The following is a 26,368-nucleotide window of genomic DNA, read 5'->3' on the forward strand; positions in this document are numbered from 1 at the left end:
CTTGTCGCGGATTCCAGCGGTCAATTGCAACAACTGCATGCCGCACGGGGCTCTCGGGTTTGAAGTAGGCCGGTTAGACTGGCAGGCGCTTGCGCGTGGTTTTTCCACGCGCCCGCCCGGCGACGATGTCCGCGGTGGGCTTGCCAACCATAATCGGGGGATCCGGATCCATGAAAATAAGAAAACTCATCGAAGAACGACGCCAAGGCGAACGTGCCGCGGTCAGCGAACGCGCCGATCCTTCGGATGCCGATTTGCTTGCCGCGCTGGACCGCCTGGATGGCGCCGAATTCAGCTCCACCGCGTTCGTGACGGAAGATGAAACCGTCATGGCAGTGGGCGGTGGCGGCGACGGGGGATACGTGGTGTCCATCACGCTGGATGACGATGCGCGCATTTATACGCTGGTTGACCGGTCCAAATCCGAAGACCACGACCAGGACGTGGTGGTGGGCGGCCAGTCCGGCAGCTATCAGCAGTATCAGTGCGTGTGCCGCGAACTGGCCAAGGCGGCCATCCTGCACTTCCAGCAGCAGGGCGCGCCGTCGCCCGACCTGCAATGGGTCAGCGAATAGGCGCGGCCAGCTCTCGGATCACACCACCCGGGTCAGCACCTTTTCATCCCGGAACCAGCCGTCCAAGTTCGCCACCATCAGGTCGGCCATGGCGCGGCGGGTTTCGTGCGTGCCGCTGGCGATATGCGGCAGCAACACCACATTGTCCATCGCGTTCAGCGCGGCCGGCGTGGCCGGTTCGTGTTCGAACACGTCCAGGCCCGCACCGGCGATGCGCTTGGCCTGCAAGGCGCTGACCAGCGCGGCTTCGTCCACGACCGTGCCGCGCGCGATGTTGATCAGCCAGCCCTGGGGGCCCAGCGCATCCAGCACTTGCGCGTTCACCATGTGGCGCGTCGCGTTGCCGCCCGGCACTGCCAGCACCAGGAAATCGCAGGCGGCGGCCAGCGACGTGATATCGGGGCAATAGCGGTAGCCGGCGGGCGCATCGGCGCGCGGTTTGCGGCTGGTATAAAGGATTTCCATGTCGAAGGCAGCGGCGCGGCGCGCGATCTGCAAGCCGATATTGCCCAGCCCGGCAATACCGCAGCGCTTGCCGGTCATGCGCGTGCCCAGCGGGAAACCTTCATTCGGCCAGCGTCCGGCGCGCACGAAGCGGTCGGCTTGCGCGATGCGGCGCGGCGCGGCCAGCATCAACGCCAATGCCGTGTCGGCCACGCACGCGTCCAGAACGCCGGGCGTGTTGGTGACGACCACGCCGCGTTCCTGCGCAGCCGCCAGGTCAATGGTGTCGTAACCCACTCCAAAACTGAAAATGCCTTCCAGCGCAGGCAGCGCGCCGATGAGTTCGCGGGTGGCGCCGAAACGGCCGCTCGTCGCGATGCCGCGGATGGACGGTCCGTGTTCATGGAGCAGCGCGGCGGGATCGGCAGATTCCCATAAGCGATGGACGTGGTAGCGGGACGCCAGGTCGGCCACTAGTTCGGGCAGCAGGGGGCCCACCATCAGTAAATGGGCGGCGGAAGCGGGTAGGGGATCTGTCATGGATACGGCTTTAAAAATGGCCCGGTGACCGGGCCGCGTGGAGGTCAGTTCGTCTGGATGTTGCGGGTCTTGATGATCTGCCCGTAGCGGGCGCGTTCGCTGGCGGCCAGCTCCTGCAGCTGCTGCGGGGTGGAACCGTGCGCCACCGCGCCCTGGGACTCCAGCTTGGCCTTCATGGCGGGGTCGGCGGCGATATCGCGGATTGCCTGCGACAGCTTGTCGATGACGGCAGGCGGCGTGCCGGCGGGCGCCAGCACGGCGGTCCAGGAGCCGGATTGCGCGTTCTTCACGCCGGCCTCGTCGATCGTCGGCACCTCCGGCATGGCGGGCGAACGCGCGGCCCCGGTCACCGCCAGCGCGCGCAGCTTGCCGCCGGTCACGTAGGGCATGGTCTCCAGGACCGAGGCGAACAGCATGTCCACCCGGCCCGCCATCAGGTCCGTCATGGCCGGACCGCCGCCCTTGTAAGGCACATGCATCAGGTCCACGCCCGTGGCTTGCTGGAAGATCTCGGCGGACAGGTGCGGCGCGCCGCCGGTGCCGGAACTGGCAAATGTGTGTTTGCCGGGTTCCGTGCGCGCCAGCGTCACCAGTTCGCCCACGTTCTTGGCCGGAAGGCTGGTGGGCACGACCAATACGAAGGGCAGGTCCGAAAACAGCGAGACGGGCGCGAAGGCGGTGGCGGGATCCGAGTGCAGTTTGTAGATCCACGGATTGATGGCCAGCATGCCGGAATTGGCGAACAGCAGCGTATAGCCGTCGGCCGGCGACCGGGCCACCAGATCGGCGGCGATCTGCCCGCCCGCGCCCGGGCGGTTGTCCACCACGACGGAAGACGCCAGCTTGTCGCCCAGGGCCGCGGCTAACAGGCGGGCCGAGATGTCGGTGCCGCCGCCCGGTGAAAACGGGACGATCAGGTTGATTGGGCGCTCCGGATACCCGGCGGCGTTGGCGTTCCAGGGCAACGCGGCGGTGGCGGCCAGGGCCAACGCCGCGGCGATGAGCCGGACGCGTTGTCGGGCGATGGGGGTTGTCTCCATGTCTCTCTTCTCTTTTTAGGCGTGGGGGCGGCATCTGCCGCGGATGAAACGTGCTGCGAAAGGCTCCTTTTGATCCTGCGGGCCGGCTTGGCGGCCTTGTCGCCGAGTATAGAAACGGCTGTCGATAGATAGCCGTTCGAGCTATAAATAGCATTGATCAATTCAAGAATTGAATCGATGGAATTTCGTCAGCTGGAGTGTTTCATCGCGGTGGCCGAGGAGCTGCACTTTGGCCGGGCAGCCGAGCGGCTGTGCATGACGCAGCCGCCCCTGTCCCGGCAGATCCAGTTACTGGAGCAGGATCTGGGCGTGACGCTGTTTGAACGCAATAGCCGGCAGGTGCTGCTTAGCGCGGCGGGCAGGCGATTCCTGCGCGACGCCCGGCATCTGCTGGAGTTCTCGGCGCGCGCCGCCGCGACCGCCAGGCGCACCTCCGGGGGCGACGCCGGCCATATCACGCTGGGTTTCACCGCAGTCGCATCCTATCGGCTGATGCCGTCGATGATCATGCAGGCGCGCAAGCTGCTGGCCGGCGTCGAGATCCAGCTTCGCGAAACGGTCAGTACCGATCTGGCGCGCCTGCTGCTGGCGCGCGAACTAGACGCCATTCTGGCGCGCAGCGTGCCGCAGCAGGCCGGCATCGAATCGCGGTTGATCGAACGCGAGCCCCTGGTGCTGGCGTTGCCCACTGGTTCCCCTTTGTGCGAACACGACACCGTGCCGTTGCGCCTGTTGCAAGGCCAGCCTTTCGTGCTGTATTCGCCCCGGGAAGGCAAATACTTCTATGACCGCATCGTGGGGGCGTTCGGCTTGGCCGACGTGCAGCCGGACTATGTGCAGCGCGCGGGGCAAACGCACACCTTGCTGGCGCTGGTGCGGGCCGGCTTGGGCGTGGGCATCGTGCCGGATTCGGCGCGGGAACTGCGGTTTGAAGGGGTGGAGTTCCGCCCGATCGGCCAACGCGATTTATACGCGGACATGTATCTGGCCTGGCACGCGCAGCATGACAACCCGGCGCTGGACGCGTTCCTGCAGCGGGTGGCGGGCGTCACGGCCAAGTGATTGGATCAGGCGGCCGCGACGGCGGCCGTCACATCTGCATTTTCTTCTTGCCCAGCAAGGTCAGCGCCAGGCTTCTTCCCGTACGCATGAAGGGGTAGATCGCCGTCGACAGGCATGGGTTGCGGAAGACGGCGGCGTTGACGCTATTGAAGAAATCGTTGCCCGTGCTGATCAGCGCCAGCCGGTTAATGCAGTCGGCGCCCCAATAATCCTGGCCGTCCAGATGCAGCAGCATGCCCTGGTTCAGGTCATACCCTTGCGCTTTGTAGGCCACCGCCAGATCCGGGTGGTCGCGCATATTAAGCAGGTCGATCGGGCCCACGGCTTTCTGCAGTTGCAGCATCCGCACGTAGTTCGAGCAAAAGGGGCAGTCTCCGTCATACAGCAGGAAGTTCTTGGCGATGGCCATGGCGCACCCTATCGTTTGCGCGGGCGCGAGAATCCCGCCCGCCTGTACTGATTAAAGCGCATTTCATCCATGATGAAAAAGTGATCGCGGCTAGCCCTTCACGCGTCAGGTCCCGCACCGGGCAGTCCAGCCGATTCCTGTTGGCCGCGCTGCGCGGCGCCGCGGTCCTGCGCCCGCCAGCGCGCGCGCAATCCGGCGATTTGGCGCAACGCCTGCTGCGATACCTTCCACCAGCCGAACGGGCGCGGATCGGCCAACATGCTCATGGCGCGGGCATAGTCCAACGTCAGCCCGGGCGTCCAGGCCATGGTCATGGCGCGCTTGCGGACTTGCGAGGCCACCCAAAGCTCGGGTGTCAGCAGCAACCGGATCAGCACGCGCCATCCGGCGCGGCTGCCATGCAGACGGCCCACCACGCCGTCCAGCGCGGCATCAAGCGCGCGCGCCACCGAGCTTGAACAATTGCGATGGGTCAGGTTGTAGGTGCTGTTCTGCCGGTACTCGTTCCAGAACGCGGCCAGCTTGTCGGGGTCGTAATTCCGGATGCGCACGCGCATGGTGGACGGGCACCAGGCCTTGGACTCGGTCGCGTAATCGGGTTGGTACACGCCGGGAATGTCGTTGTCGGGCGTCGCGCGCAGTAGATTGCCGAACTCGTCGGGCGACCGGTCGATTTCTTCCTTGGGATACAGGCTGATATAGATGCCTTCCGGGGACTCCAATGCGGCGTGGCCGGTGGAGATCACGCCGTTTACATCGACGGCCGCGATGTAGCGGTCGACGACGGGATAGTTGCGCGTTTGCGCCTTGGCCGACCCGGACGGTGTCCAGACATGGACAGTCAGCGCGCGCTCGGAGTCGGCGGGCGGGCCGTCCCAGACAGGGGACGCGGCGGCAGGCGAAGCCGGCATGAAATCCGAAGAGTCGTTGACGGCGAAGGCCGGATTCGAGGCCAGATGCTTGACGCGACGCGCCAGCCACAGCAGCTTCAGGCCCGCGATGGCCAGGAACAGGCCCAGGCAATAGGGCACCGTGCCGACGTAATTCGTGGGGTAGGGCTGGAAGAAGAAAATGGCCAGCAGGATTTCGGCCACACCGCCGGCGAAGGCGTAGCGCCAGCGGTCGTAGCGCACAACATAGGCGGCCAGGCATTGCAGTACCCCGTCCATCAGGAACAACGCGCCGAAGATCATCGACAGCACGAAGTGGCCGTGATGGTGCCCGATCAGGATCAGGGCGCCCGCCAGCAGCACGAAGACGCCCTTGGTGTAGCGCAAGACACGCTGGCCGCCCACGCCGGAAGAGGCAATCAGCAGCGTGGCCAGCCCTTCAATGATGATAAGGACGGCAAAGGCATTCAGCGGGAAGTAGAGGGCGTTATCCAGCGCGTCGATAAAGACGAATATGCCAGCCACCAGGAAGATTGTCCCGACGACGGTCAAGGCGCGCCAGCGGTTGCGCAGATAGGGAACTCCCAATAGCAGCAGTACAAGTTGTGGCATACCAGCGGTCCGGAAAAGGGGAAGGCGGATTCAAGCTCAGAACTGCATGGTACCGAAACCCAACCGATCCTGAACACGTTAATGCACCCTTTAATGCACCGGTTTCACCGCCGATTCCGCTGACTGCAACGCCGCCGGGTAGCTTGCCCGGCAACGATTCGTTTTAATCGGGCGCTGTCCAGGCCAGCCCCATCGCGTAGGCGCGCACGTCCTGCGGCCACGTTGCAATGCACTGCGCAAAGTGCTCGCGGTCGTCTGCATAGAGCGCTCGCGTCGCGTCCTCGAAACCCGTCAAGTTGCCGGCCATGCTGGACATGAATCGGTAGGCGGCTTCCTGCCGCAGGCGCTGCTCGTCCCGCGCCTCGTTATCGCGGCGCGCCTGCTCGACCAGCTTGCGCAGCGCCACCGAAGCGCCGCCGGGCTGCGCGCCCAGCCAGTCCCAGTGCCGCGGCAGCAAGGTGACTTCACGGGGCACGACGCCCAGCTTCGGCCGGCCGCGGCCGCGGGGCTGCGCATCCGCGGTATCCATGGCGTCGGGCTCCACGGGGGGCAAGTCGGCGGCCGGCGGCGTATGGCGCGCGACGATTTGCGCGTCGTCGCCGCGTAAGTCCAGATCCGTCTGTTGGCCCGTGCCGTCCTGAAAGACCAGCACCGCCTCGCGGTCGGGCGCATTCATGGCCCGTTTGACGGCCAGCGCGACCTCGGCCAGGGGCCCCGCGGCCAGGATGTGGTGGCCTTCGAAGGCGGTATATGAAAGGGGGGAGGCAGTGCGGGTCATGGCGATAAGGTTCCTGTGCCCGACGTGGGCTTAAGCAGCTTTTCATTATGACCCGGGTAAAAATATTCGTCAATATTGCCCGGGTAAAAATATTTCAAGGTAACGCGCCATCAACCACTTAAATAGGGTCGGATTATTCGTTGCATTCCCTGACTTGCCAGACTGCAAAAATTCCGTACAAACCTAGGGTCAACACCTAGTCAAAACATGCAGGCGGCGTATAATCTTGCTTTGCGCCCGGAGTTACCCATGCGTCTCGTTCAAAAAGCGCTCACCTTCGACGATGTGTTGTTGGTGCCTGCGTATTCCGAGGTGTTGCCGCGCGACACCTCCCTGGCCACGCGCCTGACTCGCAATATCAGCCTGAATATCCCCCTTGTGTCCGCCGCCATGGACACCGTCACCGAATCGCGTCTGGCCATCGCCATGGCGCAAGAGGGCGGCATCGGGATCATTCACAAGAATTTGTCCGCCGATGCCCAAGCCCGTGAAGTGGCTCGCGTCAAGCGCCATGAATTCGGCATCGTGATCGATCCGGTCACCGTCACCCCCCAGATGAAAGTGCGCGACGCCATTGCGTTGCAGCGCCAGCATGGCATCTCGGGCCTGCCGGTGGTCGAAGGCCGCAAGCTGGTCGGCATCGTGACCAACCGCGATCTGCGTTTTGAAGAAAACCTGGATCAGCCCCTGCGCAACATCATGACGCCGCAGGAACGCCTGGTCACCATGAAGGAAGGCGCCACGCTGGATGAAGCGCAGGCCCTGATGCACAAGCACCGTCTGGAACGCGTGCTGATCGTGAACGACGGCTTTGAACTGCGTGGCCTGGCCACCGTCAAGGACATCGTCAAGAACACCGAACACCCGATGGCCAGCAAAGACGGCCAAGGCCAGTTGCGCGTTGGCGCAGCGGTGGGCGTGGGCGCCGGCACCGAAGAGCGCGTGGAAAAGCTGGTTGCGGCAGGCGTCGACGTCCTGATCGTCGACACGGCCCACGGCCACTCCAAGGGCGTGCTGGAAGGCGTGCGCTGGGTCAAGCAGAACTACCCCAAGGTTGAAGTCATTGGCGGCAACATCGCCACCGCCGCCGCTGCACGCGCGCTGGTCGAGTACGGCGCCGACGGCGTCAAGGTCGGTATCGGCCCCGGCTCCATCTGCACCACGCGTATCGTGGCCGGCGTGGGCGTGCCGCAGATCCATGCCATTTCCGAAGTCGCCAAGGCGCTGGAAGGCACGGGCGTTCCGCTGATCGCTGACGGCGGCATCCGCTACTCGGGCGACGTCGCCAAGGCGCTGGCCGCCGGCGCATTCGCCTGCATGATGGGCGGCATGTTCGCCGGTACGGAAGAAGCCCCGGGCGAAGTCGTGCTGTTCCAAGGTCGCTCGTACAAGTCGTACCGCGGCATGGGCAGCCTGGGCGCCATGACGGACGGCTCCGCCGACCGCTACTTCCAAGACCCGTCGAACAACGCCGACAAGCTGGTTCCGGAAGGCATCGAAGGCCGCGTCCCCTACAAGGGCAGCGTGCTGGCCATCATCTTCCAACTGGTCGGTGGTATCCGCGCCTCGATGGGCTACTGCGGCGCCGCAACCATTGACGACATGCGCACCAAGGCCGAATTCGTGGAAATCACCTCTGCGGGTGTCCGCGAGTCCCACGTGCACGACGTACAGATCACCAAGGAAGCGCCTAACTACCGCGCCGACTGATCTCCGTACAGTCAACTACAATGTCATGCATTACGCACCGGCAGAATCGCAAAATCTTGTAGCGGTTCTGCCGGTGCGGTTTTATTTACAACGGGTAGAGTCTCCATGCACCAGCGCATCCTCATTCTTGACTACGGTTCGCAAGTCACCCAGCTGATCGCCCGCCGCGTGCGCGAAGCCGGCGTCTATTCTGAAGTCCACCCGGGCGACGTCGACGACGCCTTCGTGCGCGAACAGATGGCGCAAGGCCTGAAGGGCATCATCCTGTCGGGCAGCCACGCTTCCGCCTACGAAGAAGGCTCCATGCGCGTGCCGCACGCCGTGTTCGAGCTGGGCGTGCCTGTCCTGGGTATCTGCTACGGCATGCAGTCCATGGCGCAGCAACTGGGCGGCGTGGTCAGCTTCTCGGACCACCGCGAATTCGGCTACGCCGAAGTCCGCGCCCACGGCCACACCAAGCTGCTGGACGGCCTGGCCGACTTCACCACGCCTGAAGGCCAAGGCATGCTGAAGGTCTGGATGAGCCACGGCGACAAAGTCACCGAGCTGCCCCCGGGTTTCAAGCTGATGGCCTCCACGCCGTCATGCCCCATCGCCGGCATGGCCGACGAAGACCGCCGTTTCTACGCTGTCCAGTTCCACCCCGAAGTCACGCACACCGTCCAAGGCAAGGCCATGCTGGCCCGCTTCGTGAACGAGATCTGCGAATGCCAGGGCGACTGGAACATGCCCGACTACGTCGCTGAAGCCGTTGCCCGCATCCGCGAGCAAGTTGGCACCGACGAAGTCATCCTGGGCCTGTCCGGCGGCGTGGATTCGTCCGTTGCCGCGGCGCTGATCCACAAGGCCATCGGCGACCAGCTCACCTGCGTGTTCGTTGACCACGGCCTGCTGCGCCTGGACGAAGGCAAGCAGGTCATGCAGACCTTCGCCGAAAACATGGGCGTGAAGATCATTCACGTCGATGCCACCGCGCAATTCATGGGCAAGCTGGCCGGCGTCGCCGACCCGGAAGCCAAGCGCAAGATCATCGGCCGCGAATTCGTCGAAGTGTTCCAGGAACAAGCCGGCAAGCAGCAAAGCGCCAAGTGGCTGGCCCAGGGCACGATCTACCCCGACGTCATCGAATCCGCCGGCGCCAAGACGGGCAAGGCCACCTCCATCAAGTCGCACCACAACGTGGGCGGCCTGCCGGACACGCTGAACCTGCAACTGCTGGAGCCCTTGCGCGAACTGTTCAAGGACGAAGTCCGCGAACTGGGTGTGGCCCTGGGCCTGCCCCCGCAAATGGTCTACCGCCACCCGTTCCCCGGCCCCGGCCTGGGCGTGCGGATCCTGGGCGAAGTGAAGCATGAATATGCAGAACTGCTGCGCCGCGCCGATGCGATCTTTATTGAAGAACTGCGCAATACCAAGGATGAAGCTAGTGGTTTGACTTGGTATGAGCTGACGTCGCAAGCGTTTGCCGTATTCCTGCCGGTGAAGTCGGTGGGGGTGATGGGCGATGGGCGTACTTACGAGTACGTGGTGGCGCTGCGTGCCGTGCAGACGTTCGACTTCATGACGGCTGATTGGGCGCCGTTGCCGCACCCGTTGCTGGCTCGGGTTTCGTCGCGGATTATTAATGAAGTGCGCGGGATTAATCGCGTGGTTTATGACGTGTCGAGCAAGCCGCCGGCGACAATCGAGTGGGAGTGATCCCGCAGGTCGATTGAGATAAATGAAAAGGGCGCTTCGGCGCCCTTTTCATTGCGGTTAGCACTGTCGATTGTGTGGTTTGGGAGCGAGCCTGATTTGGCGGCCGGTATCTGCCCTCGCACGGGTGATAAATGTAGACACCATCGGCTCTGTAACCGCCGTTCATTCCTTCGCTTCGTCGAGCAGCCATTGAGCAAACGCTTGTATTGGCTCGCTGCTCAGTCCGATGGGCTCGGGGAGGACGAGGCAGAAGGTTTTGGAAATGGTTTTCCCCTCTGGCCACGGGGCCACCAGATTTCCTAGCGCAAGTTCGGTTTCAACGTAGAGGCGCGGTACCAGCGCAACACCGAGGCCGGCCAATGCGGCTTCTATCAACATTCCATGGAGATCATAGCGTGCGCCAATTGCAGGATTGGTCAGCGGAGTTCCCGTCTCCTGGGAGTACTGAAGCCAAGCTTCCGGGTTCTGTCGTCGGTGCAAGCGCGGTAATTCGTCCAGTGCGGTTTGTCGTTTGCGTCCTTTCAGAAGTTCAGGATGGCAAACCGGAATCAGCACTTCATGCAAAAGCGGGTGAGTCCGCATTCCCGTCCACGCTGGGTGCTCGAAATGGATGGCGGCATCAAATCCGCTTCCGGCCAGGACGAAGGGGTCCATGCGCTCGGCAAGATGCACAGTGATGTTCGGATGCTTCTGCTGGAATCTTGACAAGCGAGGAATGAGCCATCGCATCGCGAACGTCGGGATGGTGGCGATGTCCAGGCTTGCGCCATCGTCAGGCTGCCCCATCAAGTACTGGCTGTCCCGATCCAGGCGGTCTAGCGATTCGCGAACCTGGACCGCGTAACGCTCTCCGTTGGGCAGGAGGCGCACACGATTGCCGACCCGCTCGAACAGCGTGACCCCGAGGAAGGCTTCCAGCCTGCCAATCTGGCGACTGATGGCTCCTTCAGTCAGCGACAGTTCCTCTGCCGCGCGCGCGAAGCTGCCGTGGCGCGCAGCCACTTCGAATGCCATCAGTGCCGTGCTGCTGGGGATCTTCCTTCGCATGAGCCTTCCTAACTTAAAGCGGGTGATTGGTTCAGCTTGATGTTTTGTCAATGAAGCATACCGAAAAATCGTTTTTAACGTCGATTTCCAGGTAATACCATGATGAAACATCAACAAAGAGGACCGACCGCACAAGCGGTTCGGTAGCGAGTGATTCCATGATCTATACCGTCGAGTGCAGCTTTGCCGACCTAGCCAGCGAAGCAGAGTGGAATGATTTCTACAGCCTGGAAAAGCTGCCCGCGCTTATTTCAGTAAGCGGGTTCCATACCTCGCAGCGATTCAAGGCGTTGAGCGCTGGTTGCCCCGTCTACCTTGCCGTGCACTCAATCGACGGTCTGGCTGTGCTTGAGGGCGATGAATACCGCCAGAAAGGGGGCGGCAACTTCGCACGCTGGCAGCAGCACATCACCGATTGGCACCGCAATCTATATGCCGGCCTTGAACGCGCGCCTGCGATCGGTGAAGGAGACCATCTGATCGTGAGCGCAGTCGGTCCCGAGCCGCTTGTCGAGATGGGGCTCAAGCCTGATCTGATGAGGGTCGTCGCATTGGAGAAATTTCCTGAGAGCAGGTGGCTGGCGAAGCTGGATAGCGCCATCAGTCTCAGTGTGGAAACCCTTCCGAAGGACGTGCACCTCTATGCCCCGATGACCGCGCAATTGACGAGTGGCAATGACGCAGTGCCCCAGACGCAGGGACAGAACCGACATGCCTAACCTGACGATCTTCATCCAGGCGGAAAAGATGCCGCCCGAAGCGAATCTGGCGGAACTCACCGAACGATGCACTCGGCTTTGCACGGACGTCCTCCAGGCTGCGCTGGACAACGTGCATGTCATCTATGTCGCGGTTCGCCAGGGACGCGGGCATGCTGCTTACGCGGAAATCAAGTACCGCCTCGAACCGCGCAGAACGCCATCAGTCATGGACGCCTTCATGGCGCGACTGGATGAGGCCATAAAGTGCCATACGGGGCTAACGGCGCGCATCCGTTGCTTCGGCTATCCGGACCCCGCCATCTACGCGCGGAACTGATTACGCGCAAGGAGCGCCGCAATGAACAAGATGAAATTTCCAGGCCAGCAGATCGGCGAATTTTCGATCACGGCCATCAGTGACGGATACCTTTTTGCAAGTCTGGATTTGCTCTCCAATATCGATCCTATGGAGGCGTCCAAGTTGCAGCAGGACGCAGGCGTGAGCGACCCAACCTCGATCCACATCAACTGTTACCTGGTGCAGGGAAGAGGGCGCACGATCCTCATCGACGCGGGAGCTGGTGGGTTCAAGCAATGGGGTGGAAAGTTGATAGCGAATCTCGCACTTGCGGGGGTGCAGCCCTCTGACATTGACACCATTCTTCTGACCCATGCACATCCCGACCATGTTGGGGGGCTGCTTGATTCGTCAGGGGAAACTGCCTTTCCCGATGCAGAGTTAGTCATTCATCAGCGCGAGGTTTCTTTTTGGAAGGATGATGGCAACCTCAGTCGAGCGAGTGAGCGCGCTCGTGGCAACTTTCTGTTTGCTCGGAAGGTGTTCGATCAGTATCGGGAGAAGATGCGCACTTTTACCGATAGCGAAGTTCTCCCTGGCATTAGTGCCATGCCCCTTCTAGGACATACCGCAGGGCATTCCGGTTATCGTATCGAATCCGATGATCGTAGTCTGCTGGTTTGGGGGGATATCGTTCATTTCCCCCAGATCCAGATTGCTCGTCCCGACGTATCCATTGCATTCGATCAAGATCCGATTCTCTCCGCCGGAACACGATCAAAACTGTTGGATATTGTTAGCTCCGACAAAGTGCTTATTGCTGGCATGCACCTTGGCGAGCTTGGATTCGGCCACATCAAGCGCAAAGGTACGTGCTACGAGATCTTCTATGAAGCTTAGGGGGCGGTAGCGATGTCTGGGATCAGCCAGCAGCGGAAAATGAGATCAATGATCCCATGGTGCTTGCTGCCAGCGATCAAACAAAAAATCACTGAACGCCGTCAGCCGGCGCGGCACAGGTTCGCGCCGTGCCCGCACGATGCTGATCTTCGAGGGCGTGGCTTCCCAGTCCGGCAACACGCGCACCAGCCGTCCGTCGCGCAGTTCCTCGTGAATGTCCCAGGTCTCGCGCAGCGAGATGCCCAGCCCGGCCACGCACCACGCATGTAGCACGTCGCCGTTGTCGCTGCACAGCGTACCGCTGACCGCGACAGGCTTCTCCCGGCGGCCCCTGCGCAGCGGCCAGATGCTTTGCAGCAGCCCCGGATAGGCGAACACCAGACAGTTATGCCGCTCCAGTTCTTCCGGCTGCGTGGGGTGGCCATGCGCTTTCAGGTAGGCGGGAGACGCCGCCAGGATGCGCCGGTTGTCGGCCACGCGCCGCGCCACCAAACGCGAATCGGCCAACTCGCCCATGCGAATCGCCAGGTCGAGGTCGCCGCTATACAGATCCTGCACCTGATCGGACAGGCGCAGGTCGAAACCGACCCTGGGATGCAGGCGGCAGAAATCGTGGATGGCCGGGGCCACGAACTTGCGCCCGAACGGCGTGGGCGCGGTCAGGCGGATGGTACCGCTCAGTTCCTGGCTGCCACCGGTCGCCAGTTCCTGTACTTCTTCCAGCACCGCCAGGGCCACTCGCGCCCGTTCGGCAATGGCACGGCCTTCGCCGGTGATACGCAGATTGCGGGTGTTGCGCTCGAACAGCGTGGTGCCCAGGGCCTGTTCCAGCCGGGCGATCTGCTTGCTGACCGTCTTGGGCGCGAGGTGCAGGTCGCGTGCGGCGGCGGAAAAGCTCTGGCGCTCCACCACATGCACGAACACCGCCAGATCATCGAGGTTGCGCAATGCCATTTGGGTAGTTTTGGCGAAAGTGTTTGTCTATTTTGGTCATTTAAAGGATATACCGAATTCACCAGAATGAGGTTCCTTACTTCGCATGCCGCAACGCGCACGCCTCCGCCGGAGGCGCTCGGTGGTGTGCCTGACTCGCTTGCAGGAGCCTCCGATGACCCAACGCATTCTTTTCGTCTTGACCAGCCACGACCGCAAGGGACCGGCCGGTGCCGCCGACGCCGCGCCTAGCGGTTTCTATCTGTCCGAAGTCACGCATCCGCATCGGGTGCTGGCCGACGCCGGCCATGCGGTCGATTTCGTCAGCCCCAAGGGCGGCAAGGCGCACGTCGATGGACTCGACCTGGACGATCCGATCAATGCCGCGTTCTGGAACGATGCGGCGCTGCGCGGTGCCACCGAGAACACCTTGGCACCCGCGCAGGTCGATCCCGATGCCTATGCCGCGATCTTCTACGCTGGCGGCCACGCGACGATGTGGGACTTCCCCGACAACGCTGAACTGTCGGCCATCGCGGCGCGTATCTACGAGCGTGGCGGGGTGGTCGCCGCGGTCTGCCACGGCCCGGCCGGGCTGGTGAACCTCACGCTCTCCGATGGCCGATATCTGGTCGCGGGCAAGGACGTGTCGGCCTTCACCAACGAGGAGGAGCGCGCGGTCGGCCTGTACGACACCGTGCCGTTCCTGCTGGCCGATGCGCTGCAGGAACGCGGTGCCCGGCATGTGCCGGCGCCGAACTTTCAGGCGCAGGTGGTCGTGAGCGAGCGGCTGGTGACGGGCCAGAACCCGGCTTCGGCCAAGGGTGTAGGCGAAGCGATGCTGCCGCTGCTGGTGGCAGCATCCGTGGATCGGGCCTAAGCCATGAGAGCGCGCATGCCTTTCGTTATCTACGTCTTCGCGCTTTGCGCGTTTGCCCTGGGCTTTACCGAGTTCGTCACCATCGGGCTGGTGTCCACCATTTCCGCTCACCTGCATGCCAGCGTCGCGCAGGTCGGCACGGCGGTCACAGCCTATGCGCTGGGCGCTGTCATCGGGGCACCGGGCCTGACGGCGCTCGCCACGCGCTGGCCGCGCAAGCGGCTGCTGCTGGTGGCGATGGGGCTGTTCACGTTGGGCAATGCGGTGGTCAGCCTGTCCGATGCACTGACGCCCATGTTGGTGGCCCGTTTCGCGTCGGGCCTGGGACATGGGGTATTTCTTGCCGTGGCCTCCAGCGTGGCAACCCAACTGGCGGGCCGGCATCGGGCCGGTGCGGCGGTGGCCGTGGTATTTGGCGGTTTGACTCTGGCCCTGGCGCTGGGCGTTCCGCTCGGCACCTACCTGGGCAGCGTGTTGAGCTGGCAGGTCATCTTCATGGCAGTAGCCGCGAGCGGCGCGATTGGCTTCCTCGGCTTACTGGTCCTGATGCCGACCGATCGGGACGACGTCTCAGTGCAGGCCAACGCGATGGATGGCCTGAAAGCGATGTTCAATCCGCGCCTGCTGGCTGGAGCCGGCATCACCGTGTTGGCGTATGCCGGGTCGTTCGCGCTTTACACCTACATTTCGCCGATCCTGTTGCAAGTGACGGACGTCAGCGAAAGCACAGCCAGCCTGTTGATGCTGGGCTATGGCGTGATGGCCGCCATTGGCAACATCTGGGGCGGACGCCTGACCGACCGCAAGGGGGCGGACTTCGCCGTGATGATCGTACTGGCCGGCCTGGCCGTGGTGCTGCTGGCGATCTGGGCATCGGCGCCGTCGTTGCCGTTGATGGTATTGCTGACGGGTCTGCTGGGTGCGTTGACCTATGCGGCGGTGCCAGCCTTACAAGCACGGGTGATCGGACTGTCGCATATTCACGCGCCGCAAGCGCCAGCAGTGGCCGCAGGTCTGAACATCGCCGGCTTCAATGGTGGTATCGCGCTGGGTTCGCTGCTGGGGGGGGCCAGTCTGGGGATGATGGGCCTGACCAGTACCGCCTGGGTCGGTGCGGTGGCCGTGGGGCTGGGAATTGCCTGGATGCTCTGGCAGAGGCGACGTCCCGCGTTCGTGGGCGCAAGACTTCATGGATAGGTGAATGATGGAACTTCGGCATCTTCGCTGCTTCCTGAACGTCGCCGAAGCACTCCATTTGACCCGTGCGGGCAAGCTGTTCTTTGAGCATGTGCCGAGCGTCTTCTCGGCCTGGCAGCAAGCGCGCGACAGCGTGAAGGCCGCAGCCAACGGCCGACATGTGCTTTGCCAAGGGCTACCGCTAGCGACCGAAAATGGCAATAACGTATTGATTTTAAATAAGGTCGTCAGATCGACGGTCAGCGGCTGCTGTTGATCAGCCAGGCTGCTGGGCGGTAAATCTTGCAATAAGAACGGGAGGCTCGAATTCGAGTCCTCCCGTTTTCTATTTGAACTCAAGCGGTCTCGCTAAGCCGCGCTGGCTTGGCACCCGCAAACTAGGGTTATCCGGGATTCTTTATGCTTAAAGTTTTGTGAAGAATAAGCGGCAGATGCAGGGCTGCCGCCGCGATGAGGCATCAAGGCGGTTCACCGGGGTGCGGCACCTGACGCACCGTACGCAGGATCGCGCGGTGGCGCCCCATAGGAGAATCGCATGTTGCTGCGTAGACATTGCCTGGCCTTGATGATGCTGGCGCTGACGGGCTGGGCGACGGGCAGCCATGCGCAAACGCCGTCTCAGGCCTGGCCCGCCAAGCCGGTGCGCCTGGTCGTGGGGCTGGCCCCTGGCGGGCTGGTCGACGTGCTGGCGCGCACGGTACAGCCGCATTTGGCCGAGGCCTTGAAGCAGACCGTCATCGTTGAGAATCGGGGCGGCGCGGGCGGCAACCTGGCGGGCGCCGAGGTCGTGCGCAACGGCGGAGACAATCACACCTTCTTGCTCAATCCGTCGACGACCGAATCGGTCAACCCGGTGATGTTCGCCAGCATGCCGTTCGATCCGCAGCGGGACCTGCGGCCGGTGGCCTTGTTGGCCAACAGCCAGTTGTTCCTGTTCGTCCGGTCCTCGCTGGGCGTCGATACGCTTGAAGCGTTCGTCGAATACGCGCGCAAACAGCCCAATCCGCTCAACTACGGTTCGGCCGGCAACGGCACGACGCCGCACTTGGCTGGCGAGCTGCTCAAGCAGGCTACCGGCATGCAGGCCACCCATGCGCCATATCGCGGCGTGGCGCCGGCGATACAAGACCTGGCCGCGGGCCAGATCGACTTTGCGTTTGGACCGGCCACGGTCTTTCCCATGGTGCAAGCGGGCAAGCTGAAGGTGCTGGCGGTGGCAAGTCGGCAACGGGCTGCCGTGGCGCCCGACATACGAACGTTTTCTGAGGTGGGCATTGACGGCGTTTTCGCCGACAGCCTGTTCGGCGTGTACGCCGCCGCCGGCACCCGCGATGATGTGGTCGATCGCATGAACGGTGAGATCAACAAGGTGCTGGCACGGCCGGAGATCCAGGCGCGCTTCCTGGACGCCGGCGCCGAGGCGCTACCGCTGAGCGTAGCCGACTATGCCGCGCGCGTGCAGGACGAGAAGAAATTGTTCGCCCCGTTGATGAAGTCATTGGGGCTGAAGGAACAGTAGATAGAACAACGATCCCTTCGCGCCCCTTACCGCTTTACCTCAGCATCAGCCGAGCAGTTCCTTGCGAACAATCTCCGCGCCTTCGCTCAGCGCCAGCAGCTTGCCTTTCGCAATGGCGCGCGACAACGGCGCCATGCCGCAGTTCGTGCACGGATACAGCTTGTCGGCGTCCACGAACTTAAGCGCCTTGCGCAGCGTATTGGCGACTTCTTCCGGCGTTTCAATCTTGTCGCTGGCCACGTCGATGGCGCCGACCATGACCTTCTTGCCACGAATCAGTTCGAGCAGATCGATCGGCACGTGCGAGTTGTGGCATTCCAGCGAGATGATATCGATATTGGATTGCTGCAGCTTGGGGAACGACTCTTCGTACTGACGCCATTCCGAACCCAGCGTCTTCTTCCAGTCGGTGTTGGCCTTGATGCCATAGCCGTAGCAGATGTGCACGGCGGTTTCGCACTTCAGGCCTTCGATGGCGCGTTCCAGGGTGGCGATGCCCCAGTCATTGACTTCGTCGAAGAAGACGTTGAAGGCCGGCTCATCGAATTGGATGATGTCGACGCCTGCGGCTTCCAGTTCCCGGGCTTCCTGGTTCAGGATCTTGGCGAATTCCCAGGCCAGCTTTTCGCGGCTCTTGTAGTGGCCGTCGTACAGCGTGTCGATCATCGTCATGGGACCCGGCAGGGCCCACTTGATGGGCTGCTTGGTTTGCTGGCGCAGGAACTTGGCGTCTTCGACGAAAACGGGCTTCTGGCGGCTGACGTCGCCCACGACGGTGGGCACGCTCGCGTCATAGCGATCACGAATGCGGACGGTTTCGCGCTTTTCGAAATCCACGCCGCTCAGGTGCTCGATGAAGGTGGTGACGAAGTGCTGACGGGTTTGTTCGCCGTCGCTGACGATATCAATGCCGGCCTGTTGCTGTTCTTGCAGCGCCAGGCGCAGGGCGTCTTGCTTGCCTTCGATCAGTTCCTCGTCTTCCAGTTTCCACGGCGACCACAGCTTTTCAGGCTGGGCAAGCCAGGAAGGCTTGGGCAGGCTGCCGGCAGTCGAGGTGGGCAGTAGTTTTTTCATGATCTATGGTCTTGTGTGTTTTGAGTGATTAGAGGGTGCAGTTGGCGGCCCAGCTTTCGAGCGTCTTTGCGTACGGCTTGATGAAGTGCTCTTCCGTGAACTTCCCTTGCTTGACGGCTAGCTGGCTGCGTTCTTCGCGGTCATAGACAATCTGCGTCAACGAGTAGTCCTGGTTCTTCAGGCTCGGTTGATAGAGATTGCCGGCTGCGGAATTGGCGTTGTAGATCTCGGGGCGGTAGATCTTCTGGAACGTTTCCATCGTGCTGATGATGCTGATCAGCTCAAGATTGGTGTAGTGGCCAAGCAGATCACCTTGGAAATAAAAGGCCAAGGGCGCGGCGCTTCCCGGGGGCATGAAATAGCGGACTTGCAGGCCCATTTTTTCGAAGTACTGATCCGTCGGGGAGAATTCATTTTGCTGATATTCAACGCCCAGGATGGGGTGCTGGTTTTCAGTGCGATGGTACGTCTTGCTGCTGGACGCGCTGATGCAGATGACCGGCGGCTTGCTGAAGTGCGCTTTGTAGGTGCTTGAATTGACAAAGTGCTTGAACAGCTTGCCATGCAACTCGCCGAAATTGTCGGGCGTGCTGAAGGTGGATGTATTGTTGTTGTGTTCGGACAGCAGCACGCTGAAGTCGTAGTCGCGCACGTAGGACGAGAAGTTGTTCCCGGTAATGCCTTCAATGCGTTCGTTATTTTTCCGGTCGACGATATTGGTTTTCAATATCTCAATCAACGGAAAAGCGTCGCTGCCGCCTTCCGCGCCCATGTGCATTTCAACGGAAATGATTTCAAGTTCGACCGCGTAGCGATCGCCCTTGGGATTGTCCCAGTGGGCCAAGTTGTTGAAACGCCGGTCAATCATCCGCAGGGTGTTGCGCAAATTCTCTTGGCGACTCGCGCCCCGGGCCAGGTTGGCAAAGTTGGTCGTGATGCGCGTGCTGTCGGATGGCTGGTAATTCTCATCAAAAGAGAGTCTCTTGATGCTGAAGGTGAAGGCTTGGCTCATTGCGATGGGGTGTGTTTATTTTTGCGAAAGTTGAGTCGGTCTGCCGCGGGTCGGCGGACGCTGTCGCCGCGCAGCGCGGCAGCCGGATTAGCTTGGCGTCAGGCTGCCATCGCCTCTTCTGCGGCGGCAGATAGGGGATGGCGCATCAATCCGATCAAGGGCAATGCCCGTTGGACCGCCAGTCGGGCCCGCTCGATCAGGGCCTCGTCCTGCAGCTGGTAACCGGCGAAATCCTTGTCGGTCGCGTAGACGCCCAGCGGCAGTGTGCGTGCCTGGAAGAAGCTGAACAGCGGCCGCAATTGATGGTCGATCATCAAGGCATGGCGTTCGCTGCCGCCGGTTGCCGCCAACAGGACGGGCTTGTCGATCAAGGCGTCCTGATGAATGAAGTCGAAAAAGTGTTTGAACAGTCCCGTGTACGAGCCACGGTAGACCGGGGTTGTCACCACCAGGATGTCGGCCTGCTCGACCACGCCAAGTTCCCGCTCCGCCGTGTCGGGCAGTTGGGAACGCCAAACGGCGCCAGCCAGTTGCGGGGCGAGCTGACCCAGTTCGACCAGATGTTGTTCGCAGGGGACCGCGTCGGCGATCAGGTCCAGCAGGTGCTCGGCCAGGGCTGCCGATTTGGAGGGGCGTTGCAGTCCGCCGGAAACTGCTACTAGACGGAGTGGACGTGTCATCTTTGCTTCACATGAGTGGTTCTACGCGACGCCGCATCTGCTTTTTTGTGCAGGTGCAGCAACAGCCTGGGTTCGCATACTAGGGGACGGTAGTGATGAAGTAAAATGGTTTTATTTCACGAATCCATGAGCGGAAATCATCTGAATGCTTGAGCGCATCCACCTCAGCATCGTCCAGCAGGTCGAAAAGCAAGGCTCCTTGACGGCTGCCGCGGGCGTGCTGAACCTGACGCAGTCGGCCCTGAGCCACAGCATGAAGAAGCTGGAGCAGCAGCTGGGCACCGACGTCTGGCTGCGCGAAGGTCGAAGCCTGCGACTGACGCAAGCCGGCCAGTACCTGCTGGCGGTGGCCAACCGCGTGCTGCCGCAACTGGATCTGGCCGAAGAGCGCCTGGGCCAGTTCGCGCAGGGCGAGCGCGGGGCGCTGCGCATTGGCATGGAATGCCATCCTTGCTACCAGTGGCTGCTCAAGGTGGTTTCCCCTTATCTGGCCGCATGGCCCGACGTCGATGTGGACGTCAAGCAGAAGTTCCAGTTCGGCGGGATCGGCGCGCTGTTCGGTTACGAGATCGACCTGCTGGTCACGCCCGACCCGCTGTTCAAGCCGGGGCTGAAGTTCGAACCCGTGTTCGACTACGAGCAGGTTTTGGTCGTGGCCAAGGGCCATCCCCTGGCTTCGTTAACCTATGTGAAGCCCCAGCAGCTGACCCAGGAAGTGCTGATCAGCTACCCCGTGGATATCGAGCGCCTGGACATCTACAACCAGTTCCTGTTGCCGGCCGGTGTGACACCTAAACGCCACAAAGCCATTGAAACCACCGACATCATGGTGCAGATGGTGGCCAGTGGACGCGGCGTGGCCGCCTTGCCGCGCTGGCTGGTCGAGGAATACGCGGCCAGGATGGACGTGGTGCCCGTGCGGCTGGGCGTGCGCGGCATTGCCAAGCAGATCTTCCTGGGCGCACGCGAGGCAGAAACCACTATTGATTACGTGCGGGCCTTCATCGAACTGGCCCGCCAGCCAGCCGCCGGCACCGCCTCGACCAGTGCGCAAGACGCCGCTGGCTGAATCCTGCCGTTGAACGCAAATCGTGTGCCGAGCCGATCGGCGTGCCTGTCATTGATGCCCTTGATTCATCCCAGTCCCCTCAAGTCGCCCAGCAACATCACCGATGCCTATTCGTTGGAAGTCAGCGCGAAGGACATTCCAGCGCTGACTGCAGCGGCACCACGGATACTGCCGGGGTCGACCATTTCCATTCCCTATCTACCAGGCCAGGACAACGACGCGCGGCTGGCTGCGGCGCGGGCCGTGCGCGGCCTGGGTTTCGTGCCCATGCCGCACCTTTCTGCACGCCGTATCGCCTCGCTTGCCGAGCTTGACGTCTTCGTCAAGCGCGCGGTTGCTGAAGCCGGCGTTGATCGTTGCTTCGTAATCGCAGGAGATCCGTCAACGCCGTTGGGGCCGTTTGCCGACAGTTCCTCGCTGATCGAGACAGGCGTTTTCGAGCGCGCGGGCATTCAAGTTGTCGGTGTAGGCGGGCATCCTGAAGGCCATCCGGTGATGAACCCGGCCGATCGGTGGGAGGTGCTTGAACGCAAGTGCCACAGCATCAGCATGCGCGGCATGAAACCCTTGATCGTCACGCAATTTGGATTCGATGCCGATATCGTGTTGGCGTGGTTGAAAACGCTGCGCGAGCGTGGCATTGAGCATCCCGTGCGCGTGGGCGTGCCGGGGCCCGCAGGTATCGCGGTGCTGGCGCGTTATGCCGCCTTGTGTGGCGTCAGCGCCTGCGCATCAATGTGGTCCAAATACGGCATTTCTCTGGGCAAGCTGTTCGGCACGGCTGGACCGGATGTGTTTGTGGATCGCTTGGCTGCGGGACTCACAGAAGAACATGGAACGGTGAGCCTGCATTTCTTTCCATTCGGAGGCATCGCACAGTCCGTGAGGTGGATAGAGCAGTACCGCTCTCGCGCCGGGCAACTGCGTGACGCCAGTAGAGCCCTGTCATGACGCCTTGAGGTACCATCGTTCCGCAGCGATCCACTTGCCACACAGGTATCGCACCCACACGAAACGACTCAAGAAAAAGGAAAATAATCTGATGCGCTTAAAGGCTCTTGCCCTCTGCTTGATGGCCGGATTTTCCGCTTCGGCCGCCGCACAAGACAGCACCCAATCCTTGAATCAGGCCTTGAAGCAGATACCGCAGGGCGTGCTCACCGCGCCTGAAGCGATGCAGATATTCTTCGTGGACACGCAAGCTTGGCGAGGGTTGGAGAAAGCCGGGCCATCCGCGGATGGCATGCGCAGGCTGACCATGGCGCAATGGATCAGTCCGCTTCAATCCATGGGATATGGGCTGGACCAATGGTCGGCCAACGCGAAAATCCCGTTCGATGAACTCTCTTATTTCGCCACATTTGGACAAGCACCGGGCAATATCACCTATTGGGGAATGAAGGACCGGAAATCCGTCGCGGGGCTGGTGGATCGCCTCAAGCAGGCCGATTTTTCGCCGGTTGGTGGTGACGTCCCAGGCGTTCTCGCCAATGGCGAGGCCAATAAGATGGACATGAAAAAGGCCAATCCCAAAGACCCGTGGAGGGGCACGATGGGCAAGGCAAGCTTTGTTTTGCCTCTGGATACCGCCTTGGTTCAAGCGTCCGCCGCAACGGGCATGAAATTACTGGCCAAGCCCACGCCATCGGTGGCCGACAGTGCAGTCGTTGCCGCCTCGGTTGCCGGGCTGAAGGAAGCCGTCTCTTCCGACCGCGGCCAGATTGTGCAGGCTGCGGTGATTTCACCCGTCTTGGGCCTGGAAGGCGTCGATCCGGCGAAGGTATTGCCCGCTACACCCGCAGACTTTGAAGCGGCAAAGCGCAATCTTCAAGCGGCTGCGGCAGCTAGCGCACGCGGTATCCCGCCTTACTTCTCCGGCATCCTCGCAGACGTCCAGATCCACAATGTCCCCGCCGTGGTGATTTCGCTGGCTTACGCAGATTGCGCCTCCGCCAAGCAGGCCGTTGACGGCATTGACGCCGCGTGGAAGGAAAGCATGGCTGGGGCGGTAGAGGCCACGGTCGCCGGTCGTACCGTCCAGGCCGGTAGCCTGTGTGCCGCAGTCGTCAGCATGACTTCACCCAAAGCAGAGAATGCGGGAAACCCGATTCTGTCGCAGGTGATGAACCGCTATATGCAACGCGACTTCAGGGTGCTGCAGATCGGCGCGTCGCGCTGATTGCCGGATAGCTCAGCGCGGAGTGAGGAAGTGCGTCATATGCTGTATTTCCTCATCCAGCGCACCGCGGAAGGCAGCGCCTTTGGGGGCGGTGCCCGCGACATAGCCGAATGCGGGCGTCATCCGCCCCTCGCTTGCCGACACGTTGGCCCAGCCGATCACCTCGTCACGCCATAGCATCGGTAGCGCGTAGTAGCCAAACTGGCGCTGCGCGGGCGGCGTGTAGGCCTCGAACTTGTAGGTCCAGCCCCAAAGCTGCGTGAAGCGGCGCCGGTCCCAGACCACGGGGTCGAACGGGGCCAACAACCTTAGCCGGTCATCGACCGCGTAACGGCGCGAGCGCGGGTTTTCGTCGGCAGGCCAGTACCAGGTGGTTCCATCGATGCGGCAACTGGCCAGATGCTCGCGCGCCAAGCGCAGCGCCGCCTGGATTTGCGCGGTCAGATGCGGAGCGCCATAGCCGAGCAACCGCAGCAGATAGGTCAGGCTGGCGGCGGGCAGCGGCGCGTATTTGCGGACCACCAGGTCGATCAAGGTGGCGGCGCGCCGAATACCGCCGGCGGGGCTGTCGTCCGCCGGCGGGTGCGTGGCCGCCTCGTAGATACGCGTGCCACTGTCGCGCCGTTTCACGCGCAGCAGACCGCGATAGTGCATGCCGTCCAGCAGTTGCGTGCTGGCGTTGCTTGACCCGCCCCAATAGTTTTTCACGCGGCCGTGTTGGAAGTGCTGATCGACTTGGCGCGGATGGACCGCGCCGTGTTCACGCACGAAAGCCAGCACGTCCGCGGCTTTGCGCTGGGTCTCGGCATCCCAGGCTTTCCTGGCCTGGCGGGGATGCATCAGCGTCAGGTGCTCGCTTGGCAGGAAACCGTAGTTGACCAGGCAATCCTCGTCGATCGCCAGCCGTGTGTAGCGGCGCTCCAGGTCGCCGGCGCGGTAGTCCTTGACGCGATGGCGCAGCGTCAGGTCCTGTGCTCGGGCGGGGGCGCGGATGGGGTCGGCTTGCACGAAGCCCAGGCGACGGATTGCCGCGGGCAGGGTGACGGGCGTGAACAGGCTGCGCACGACCGCGTAACGTCGCAGGTCTTCAATGCGGGGTTCAGTAGGCATTTGGGAATTGAATCACAGAGCCAGCGGAATCGGTCGAAGTTCACGCTGCGAACAACGCTCGCTCATCGTCAAACACCAAGACCAGATAGTCGACAACCGTCCGAATCGGCAGATCTTTGCGGTCCTGCCTTCGAGTCAGCAGCATGATCTCGCGCGGCGGCGGCATCTCGTCCAGCTGGCAAGGGACAAGACCTGGCGTCGTCCGTCCGATGTAGTGCGGCAACAGCGCAATTCCCACGCCTGATCTGGCGGCCGCCGCCTGCGCCACCTGATTGTTCGCCCTGAAGACCATGCGCGCCTGTGGAAAATGGCGGGCGAGCCAAATCGCCTCGGGCAGATAGGCATTCGCCTCATCGAACCCGACAAAGACAGGTTCCGCGCCGCGTTCGATCCGTTCACAAAGCGGCGGCGCCCCGTAGAAACCGAATGCCATCAGGCCCAGCGGCCTTGCGATGAAGTCGCCGTCTTGGGGGCGGCCCAGGCGGACGGCGATATCGGTGACATGCCGCTCCAGGCTGACCGAGCGCAGATCCGTGGCAAGGTCGATATCGATGCCGGGGTGCTGCAGCGGCAGTCTGGCCAGTCTGCCCACCAGAAACCCCTGGGACAGGGCAGGGGGGGCGTTGACTCGGACGAGGCCGCGCGGCGCGCCATCCGCGCTGCCTCTGCCCAGCGTGTGGACGGCAGCCTCCATGTCGCTGGCGGCCGCCAGCGCGTGCGTTCCTGCAGGAGTCAGTACATAGCCCTCGGGCCGGCGTTCGACCAGCTTTTCCCCTAGCGTCGCCTCCAGGGACTGAAGGCGGCGCGAGATCGTCGAATGGTTGGTCGACAGTGCCCGCGCGGCCGCGGACAGGCTGCCGTACCGCCCTAGCGCGAGGAATACGCGGATGTCTTGCCAGTCGGGCTCTGTGCGTTTTTTATCAGCCATTGAGCAAGAATAGCGGATTTTCGAACAGGTGCGAGGCGCCTAATGTACGGGTCATGCCAACCCCAATACAGAAGGAATCAGCATGAGCAACGAACACAAAGTCGCCATCGTTACCGGTGCATCGCAGGGTCTGGGCGAGGCTATCGCCCGCGCATTTCTCAGCCGTGGCTACCGCGTCGTCGGCACGTCCCGGTCCATTAAGCCGTCAGACAATCCGAACTACCTGACCATCGCCGGCGACATCGGCGATCCGGCGACGGGCAAGCAGGTTGTCGCGCAGGCGCTGGCTCGTTTTGGGCGGGTTGATACGCTGATCAACAACGCCGGCATCTTCGTCGCCAGCGAATTCACGGCATATACCGAACCGCAGTACCGGGACATGCTGTCGACCAACTTGAATGGCTTTTTCTATACCACGCAGCATGCCGTGGAGGCGATGCTCAAGCAGGGCAGCGGCCACATCGTGCAAATCACCACAACGCTGGTCGACCAGGCAAATTCCAAGGTCCCGTCGGTGCTGGCGTCGTTGACCAAGGGCGGCTTGGCCGCGGCAACGCGTAGCCTTGCAATCGAATACGCCTCGCGCAATATACGCGTGAATGCGGTGTCGCCGGGCATCATCAAGACGCCCATGCACGCCCCGGAAACGCACGGCGCGCTGGCCGCATTGCATCCCATGAAGCGCATGGGCGAGGTCACCGATGTAACGCAGGCGGTACTCTATCTGGAGGATGCCGGTTTCGTGACTGGCGAGATCCTGCATGTGGACGGCGGGCAAGTGGCAGGCGCCTGACTGTCCCGTCAGTCAGTCCCTATGCCGCAGTCCAACATGGAGCATTGATATGCCTTACGTGAACATCAAAGTTACCCGCGAAGGAACCGAACCCGGCGCGACGGCGACCACGCCCGAACAGAAGCGGGCGCTTATCAAAGGCGTCAGCGACCTGTTGTTTGACATCCTGGGAAAGCCGCATGCGTCGACCTTCGTCGTCATTGACGAGGTCGACATGGAGAACTGGGGCGTCGGCGGCGTGACCGTGCCCGAGTATCGGGCGAAGCACGCCAAGACCGACTAGGCGCCGT

At 62.3% G+C, this 26,368-nt stretch carries 27 protein-coding genes and 1 pseudogene; 16 read left to right on the forward strand and 12 right to left on the reverse strand.

Going from position 1 to position 26,368, the window contains the following annotated elements; genetic code table 11:
* The first annotated feature begins 170 nt into the window (after positions 1–170).
* Positions 171–575: an Imm1 family immunity protein gene (locus HG262_RS01135; protein WP_169269273.1), complete on the forward strand. Its 405-nt coding sequence runs from the start codon at positions 171–173 to the stop codon at positions 573–575.
* Positions 576–593: 18 nt separating this feature from the next.
* Here HG262_RS01135 and HG262_RS01140 read toward each other — a convergent pair whose 3' ends face one another.
* Positions 594–1,559 (reverse strand): 2-hydroxyacid dehydrogenase, encoded by a 966-nt coding sequence (locus HG262_RS01140; protein WP_169269274.1) that lies wholly within the window; start codon positions 1,557–1,559, stop codon positions 594–596.
* A gap of 44 nt (positions 1,560–1,603) precedes the next feature.
* Positions 1,604–2,599, reverse strand: a complete 996-nt coding sequence (locus HG262_RS01145) for a tripartite tricarboxylate transporter substrate binding protein (RefSeq protein WP_169269275.1) — start codon at positions 2,597–2,599, stop codon at positions 1,604–1,606.
* A gap of 177 nt (positions 2,600–2,776) precedes the next feature.
* On the opposite strand from HG262_RS01145, the gene HG262_RS01150 reads away from it, so the two are divergent.
* The gene (locus HG262_RS01150; protein WP_169269276.1) at positions 2,777–3,661 is read left to right on the forward strand and encodes a LysR family transcriptional regulator; all 885 of its coding nucleotides are present in this window, start codon (positions 2,777–2,779) and stop codon (positions 3,659–3,661) included.
* A gap of 28 nt (positions 3,662–3,689) precedes the next feature.
* Here the strand turns inward: HG262_RS01150 and HG262_RS01155 are convergent, their stop codons facing one another.
* From HG262_RS01155 to HG262_RS01165, 3 genes are all read right to left on the reverse strand, one after another.
* Entirely contained in the window at positions 3,690–4,070 is a 381-nt protein-coding gene (locus HG262_RS01155; RefSeq protein WP_169269277.1) for a DCC1-like thiol-disulfide oxidoreductase family protein, read from the reverse strand.
* Positions 4,071–4,168: 98 nt separating this feature from the next.
* Positions 4,169–5,572, reverse strand: a complete 1,404-nt coding sequence (locus HG262_RS01160; RefSeq protein ID WP_169269278.1) for a DUF308 domain-containing protein — start codon at positions 5,570–5,572, stop codon at positions 4,169–4,171.
* Positions 5,573–5,735: 163 nt separating this feature from the next.
* Positions 5,736–6,350, reverse strand: a complete 615-nt coding sequence (locus HG262_RS01165; RefSeq protein ID WP_169269279.1) for a DUF2239 family protein — start codon at positions 6,348–6,350, stop codon at positions 5,736–5,738.
* Positions 6,351–6,599: 249 nt separating this feature from the next.
* On the opposite strand from HG262_RS01165, the gene guaB reads away from it, so the two are divergent.
* Complete coding sequence (gene guaB / locus HG262_RS01170) at positions 6,600–8,060, forward strand: IMP dehydrogenase (RefSeq protein WP_006224233.1); 1,461 nt, start codon at positions 6,600–6,602, stop codon at positions 8,058–8,060.
* Positions 8,061–8,165: 105 nt separating this feature from the next.
* Positions 8,166–9,758, forward strand: coding sequence for a glutamine-hydrolyzing GMP synthase (gene guaA / locus HG262_RS01175; protein ID WP_169269280.1), 1,593 nt, complete (start codon positions 8,166–8,168; stop codon positions 9,756–9,758).
* Positions 9,759–9,920: 162 nt separating this feature from the next.
* On the opposite strand, the gene HG262_RS01180 is transcribed toward guaA, so the two are convergent.
* Complete coding sequence (locus HG262_RS01180; protein ID WP_169269281.1) at positions 9,921–10,805, reverse strand: LysR substrate-binding domain-containing protein; 885 nt, start codon at positions 10,803–10,805, stop codon at positions 9,921–9,923.
* 158 nt (positions 10,806–10,963) lie between these two features.
* Between HG262_RS01180 and HG262_RS01185 the strand changes: the two genes are divergently transcribed.
* Genes HG262_RS01185 through HG262_RS01195 form a run of 3 tightly spaced genes read left to right on the forward strand, consistent with a single transcriptional unit; the run spans position 10,964 to position 12,704 of the window.
* The gene (locus tag HG262_RS01185) at positions 10,964–11,524 is read left to right on the forward strand and encodes a sugar ABC transporter (protein WP_169269282.1); all 561 of its coding nucleotides are present in this window, start codon (positions 10,964–10,966) and stop codon (positions 11,522–11,524) included.
* Positions 11,517–11,843, forward strand: coding sequence for a hypothetical protein (locus HG262_RS01190; protein ID WP_169269283.1), 327 nt, complete (start codon positions 11,517–11,519; stop codon positions 11,841–11,843). The genes HG262_RS01185 and HG262_RS01190 overlap by 8 nt, the downstream gene beginning before the upstream one ends.
* A 21-nt stretch (positions 11,844–11,864) precedes the next feature.
* Positions 11,865–12,704 carry an MBL fold metallo-hydrolase gene (locus tag HG262_RS01195; protein ID WP_169269284.1) on the forward strand — a complete coding sequence of 280 codons (840 nt, stop codon included), beginning with the start codon at positions 11,865–11,867 and terminating at the stop codon, positions 12,702–12,704.
* A gap of 45 nt (positions 12,705–12,749) precedes the next feature.
* On the opposite strand, the gene HG262_RS01200 is transcribed toward HG262_RS01195, so the two are convergent.
* Complete coding sequence (locus tag HG262_RS01200) at positions 12,750–13,658, reverse strand: LysR family transcriptional regulator (RefSeq protein WP_169269285.1); 909 nt, start codon at positions 13,656–13,658, stop codon at positions 12,750–12,752.
* Positions 13,659–13,812: 154 nt separating this feature from the next.
* Between HG262_RS01200 and HG262_RS01205 the strand changes: the two genes are divergently transcribed.
* The 4 genes and pseudogenes from HG262_RS01205 (at position 13,813) to HG262_RS01220 (ending at position 17,233) form a co-directional block, all read left to right on the forward strand.
* Positions 13,813–14,517, forward strand: coding sequence for a type 1 glutamine amidotransferase domain-containing protein (locus HG262_RS01205; RefSeq protein ID WP_169269286.1), 705 nt, complete (start codon positions 13,813–13,815; stop codon positions 14,515–14,517).
* Positions 14,518–14,532: 15 nt separating this feature from the next.
* Positions 14,533–15,714, forward strand: a complete 1,182-nt coding sequence (locus tag HG262_RS01210; RefSeq protein WP_248293183.1) for an MFS transporter — start codon at positions 14,533–14,535, stop codon at positions 15,712–15,714.
* Between the two features lie 7 nt (positions 15,715–15,721).
* Positions 15,722–15,874, forward strand: a pseudogene (locus tag HG262_RS01215) (LysR family transcriptional regulator); the annotation flags it as partial.
* Positions 15,875–16,249: 375 nt separating this feature from the next.
* Positions 16,250–17,233, forward strand: coding sequence for a tripartite tricarboxylate transporter substrate-binding protein (locus tag HG262_RS01220; RefSeq protein ID WP_169269288.1), 984 nt, complete (start codon positions 16,250–16,252; stop codon positions 17,231–17,233).
* A gap of 45 nt (positions 17,234–17,278) precedes the next feature.
* Here HG262_RS01220 and HG262_RS01225 read toward each other — a convergent pair whose 3' ends face one another.
* The 3 genes from HG262_RS01225 to msuE all read right to left on the reverse strand — a co-directional run bounded on the left by HG262_RS01225 (position 17,279) and on the right by msuE (position 19,999).
* Positions 17,279–18,307 (reverse strand): methionine synthase, encoded by a 1,029-nt coding sequence (locus HG262_RS01225; protein ID WP_169269289.1) that lies wholly within the window; start codon positions 18,305–18,307, stop codon positions 17,279–17,281.
* A gap of 28 nt (positions 18,308–18,335) precedes the next feature.
* Complete coding sequence (locus HG262_RS01230) at positions 18,336–19,319, reverse strand: DUF1852 domain-containing protein (RefSeq protein ID WP_169269290.1); 984 nt, start codon at positions 19,317–19,319, stop codon at positions 18,336–18,338.
* Positions 19,320–19,417: 98 nt separating this feature from the next.
* Positions 19,418–19,999: an FMN reductase gene (gene msuE, locus HG262_RS01235; protein WP_169269291.1), complete on the reverse strand. Its 582-nt coding sequence runs from the start codon at positions 19,997–19,999 to the stop codon at positions 19,418–19,420.
* Positions 20,000–20,144: 145 nt separating this feature from the next.
* On the opposite strand from msuE, the gene HG262_RS01240 reads away from it, so the two are divergent.
* Genes HG262_RS01240 through HG262_RS01250 form a run of 3 tightly spaced genes read left to right on the forward strand, consistent with a single transcriptional unit; the run spans position 20,145 to position 23,247 of the window.
* The gene (locus tag HG262_RS01240) at positions 20,145–21,068 is read left to right on the forward strand and encodes a LysR family transcriptional regulator (RefSeq protein WP_169269292.1); all 924 of its coding nucleotides are present in this window, start codon (positions 20,145–20,147) and stop codon (positions 21,066–21,068) included.
* A gap of 54 nt (positions 21,069–21,122) precedes the next feature.
* Positions 21,123–22,019: a methylenetetrahydrofolate reductase gene (locus tag HG262_RS01245; RefSeq protein WP_169269293.1), complete on the forward strand. Its 897-nt coding sequence runs from the start codon at positions 21,123–21,125 to the stop codon at positions 22,017–22,019.
* Between the two features lie 34 nt (positions 22,020–22,053).
* Positions 22,054–23,247, forward strand: coding sequence for a hypothetical protein (locus HG262_RS01250; protein ID WP_248293184.1), 1,194 nt, complete (start codon positions 22,054–22,056; stop codon positions 23,245–23,247).
* A 12-nt stretch (positions 23,248–23,259) separates the two neighbouring features.
* On the opposite strand, the gene HG262_RS01255 is transcribed toward HG262_RS01250, so the two are convergent.
* Both HG262_RS01255 and HG262_RS01260 read right to left on the reverse strand, forming a co-directional pair.
* Positions 23,260–24,357: a crosslink repair DNA glycosylase YcaQ family protein gene (locus tag HG262_RS01255; protein WP_169269294.1), complete on the reverse strand. Its 1,098-nt coding sequence runs from the start codon at positions 24,355–24,357 to the stop codon at positions 23,260–23,262.
* 40 nt (positions 24,358–24,397) lie between these two features.
* Positions 24,398–25,285 (reverse strand): LysR family transcriptional regulator, encoded by an 888-nt coding sequence (locus HG262_RS01260; RefSeq protein WP_169269295.1) that lies wholly within the window; start codon positions 25,283–25,285, stop codon positions 24,398–24,400.
* Positions 25,286–25,367: 82 nt separating this feature from the next.
* Here HG262_RS01260 and HG262_RS01265 point away from each other — a divergent pair, with 82 nt between their 5' ends.
* Together HG262_RS01265 and HG262_RS01270 are read left to right on the forward strand one after the other, a co-directional pair.
* Positions 25,368–26,078, forward strand: coding sequence for an SDR family NAD(P)-dependent oxidoreductase (locus HG262_RS01265; RefSeq protein ID WP_169269296.1), 711 nt, complete (start codon positions 25,368–25,370; stop codon positions 26,076–26,078).
* Between the two features lie 49 nt (positions 26,079–26,127).
* Positions 26,128–26,361 (forward strand): 4-oxalocrotonate tautomerase family protein, encoded by a 234-nt coding sequence (locus tag HG262_RS01270; RefSeq protein ID WP_169269297.1) that lies wholly within the window; start codon positions 26,128–26,130, stop codon positions 26,359–26,361.
* Positions 26,362–26,368: the final 7 nt, after the last annotated feature.

This window comes from Achromobacter sp. Bel (assembly GCF_012928505.1).
GTDB lineage: Bacteria > Pseudomonadota > Gammaproteobacteria > Burkholderiales > Burkholderiaceae_B > Achromobacter.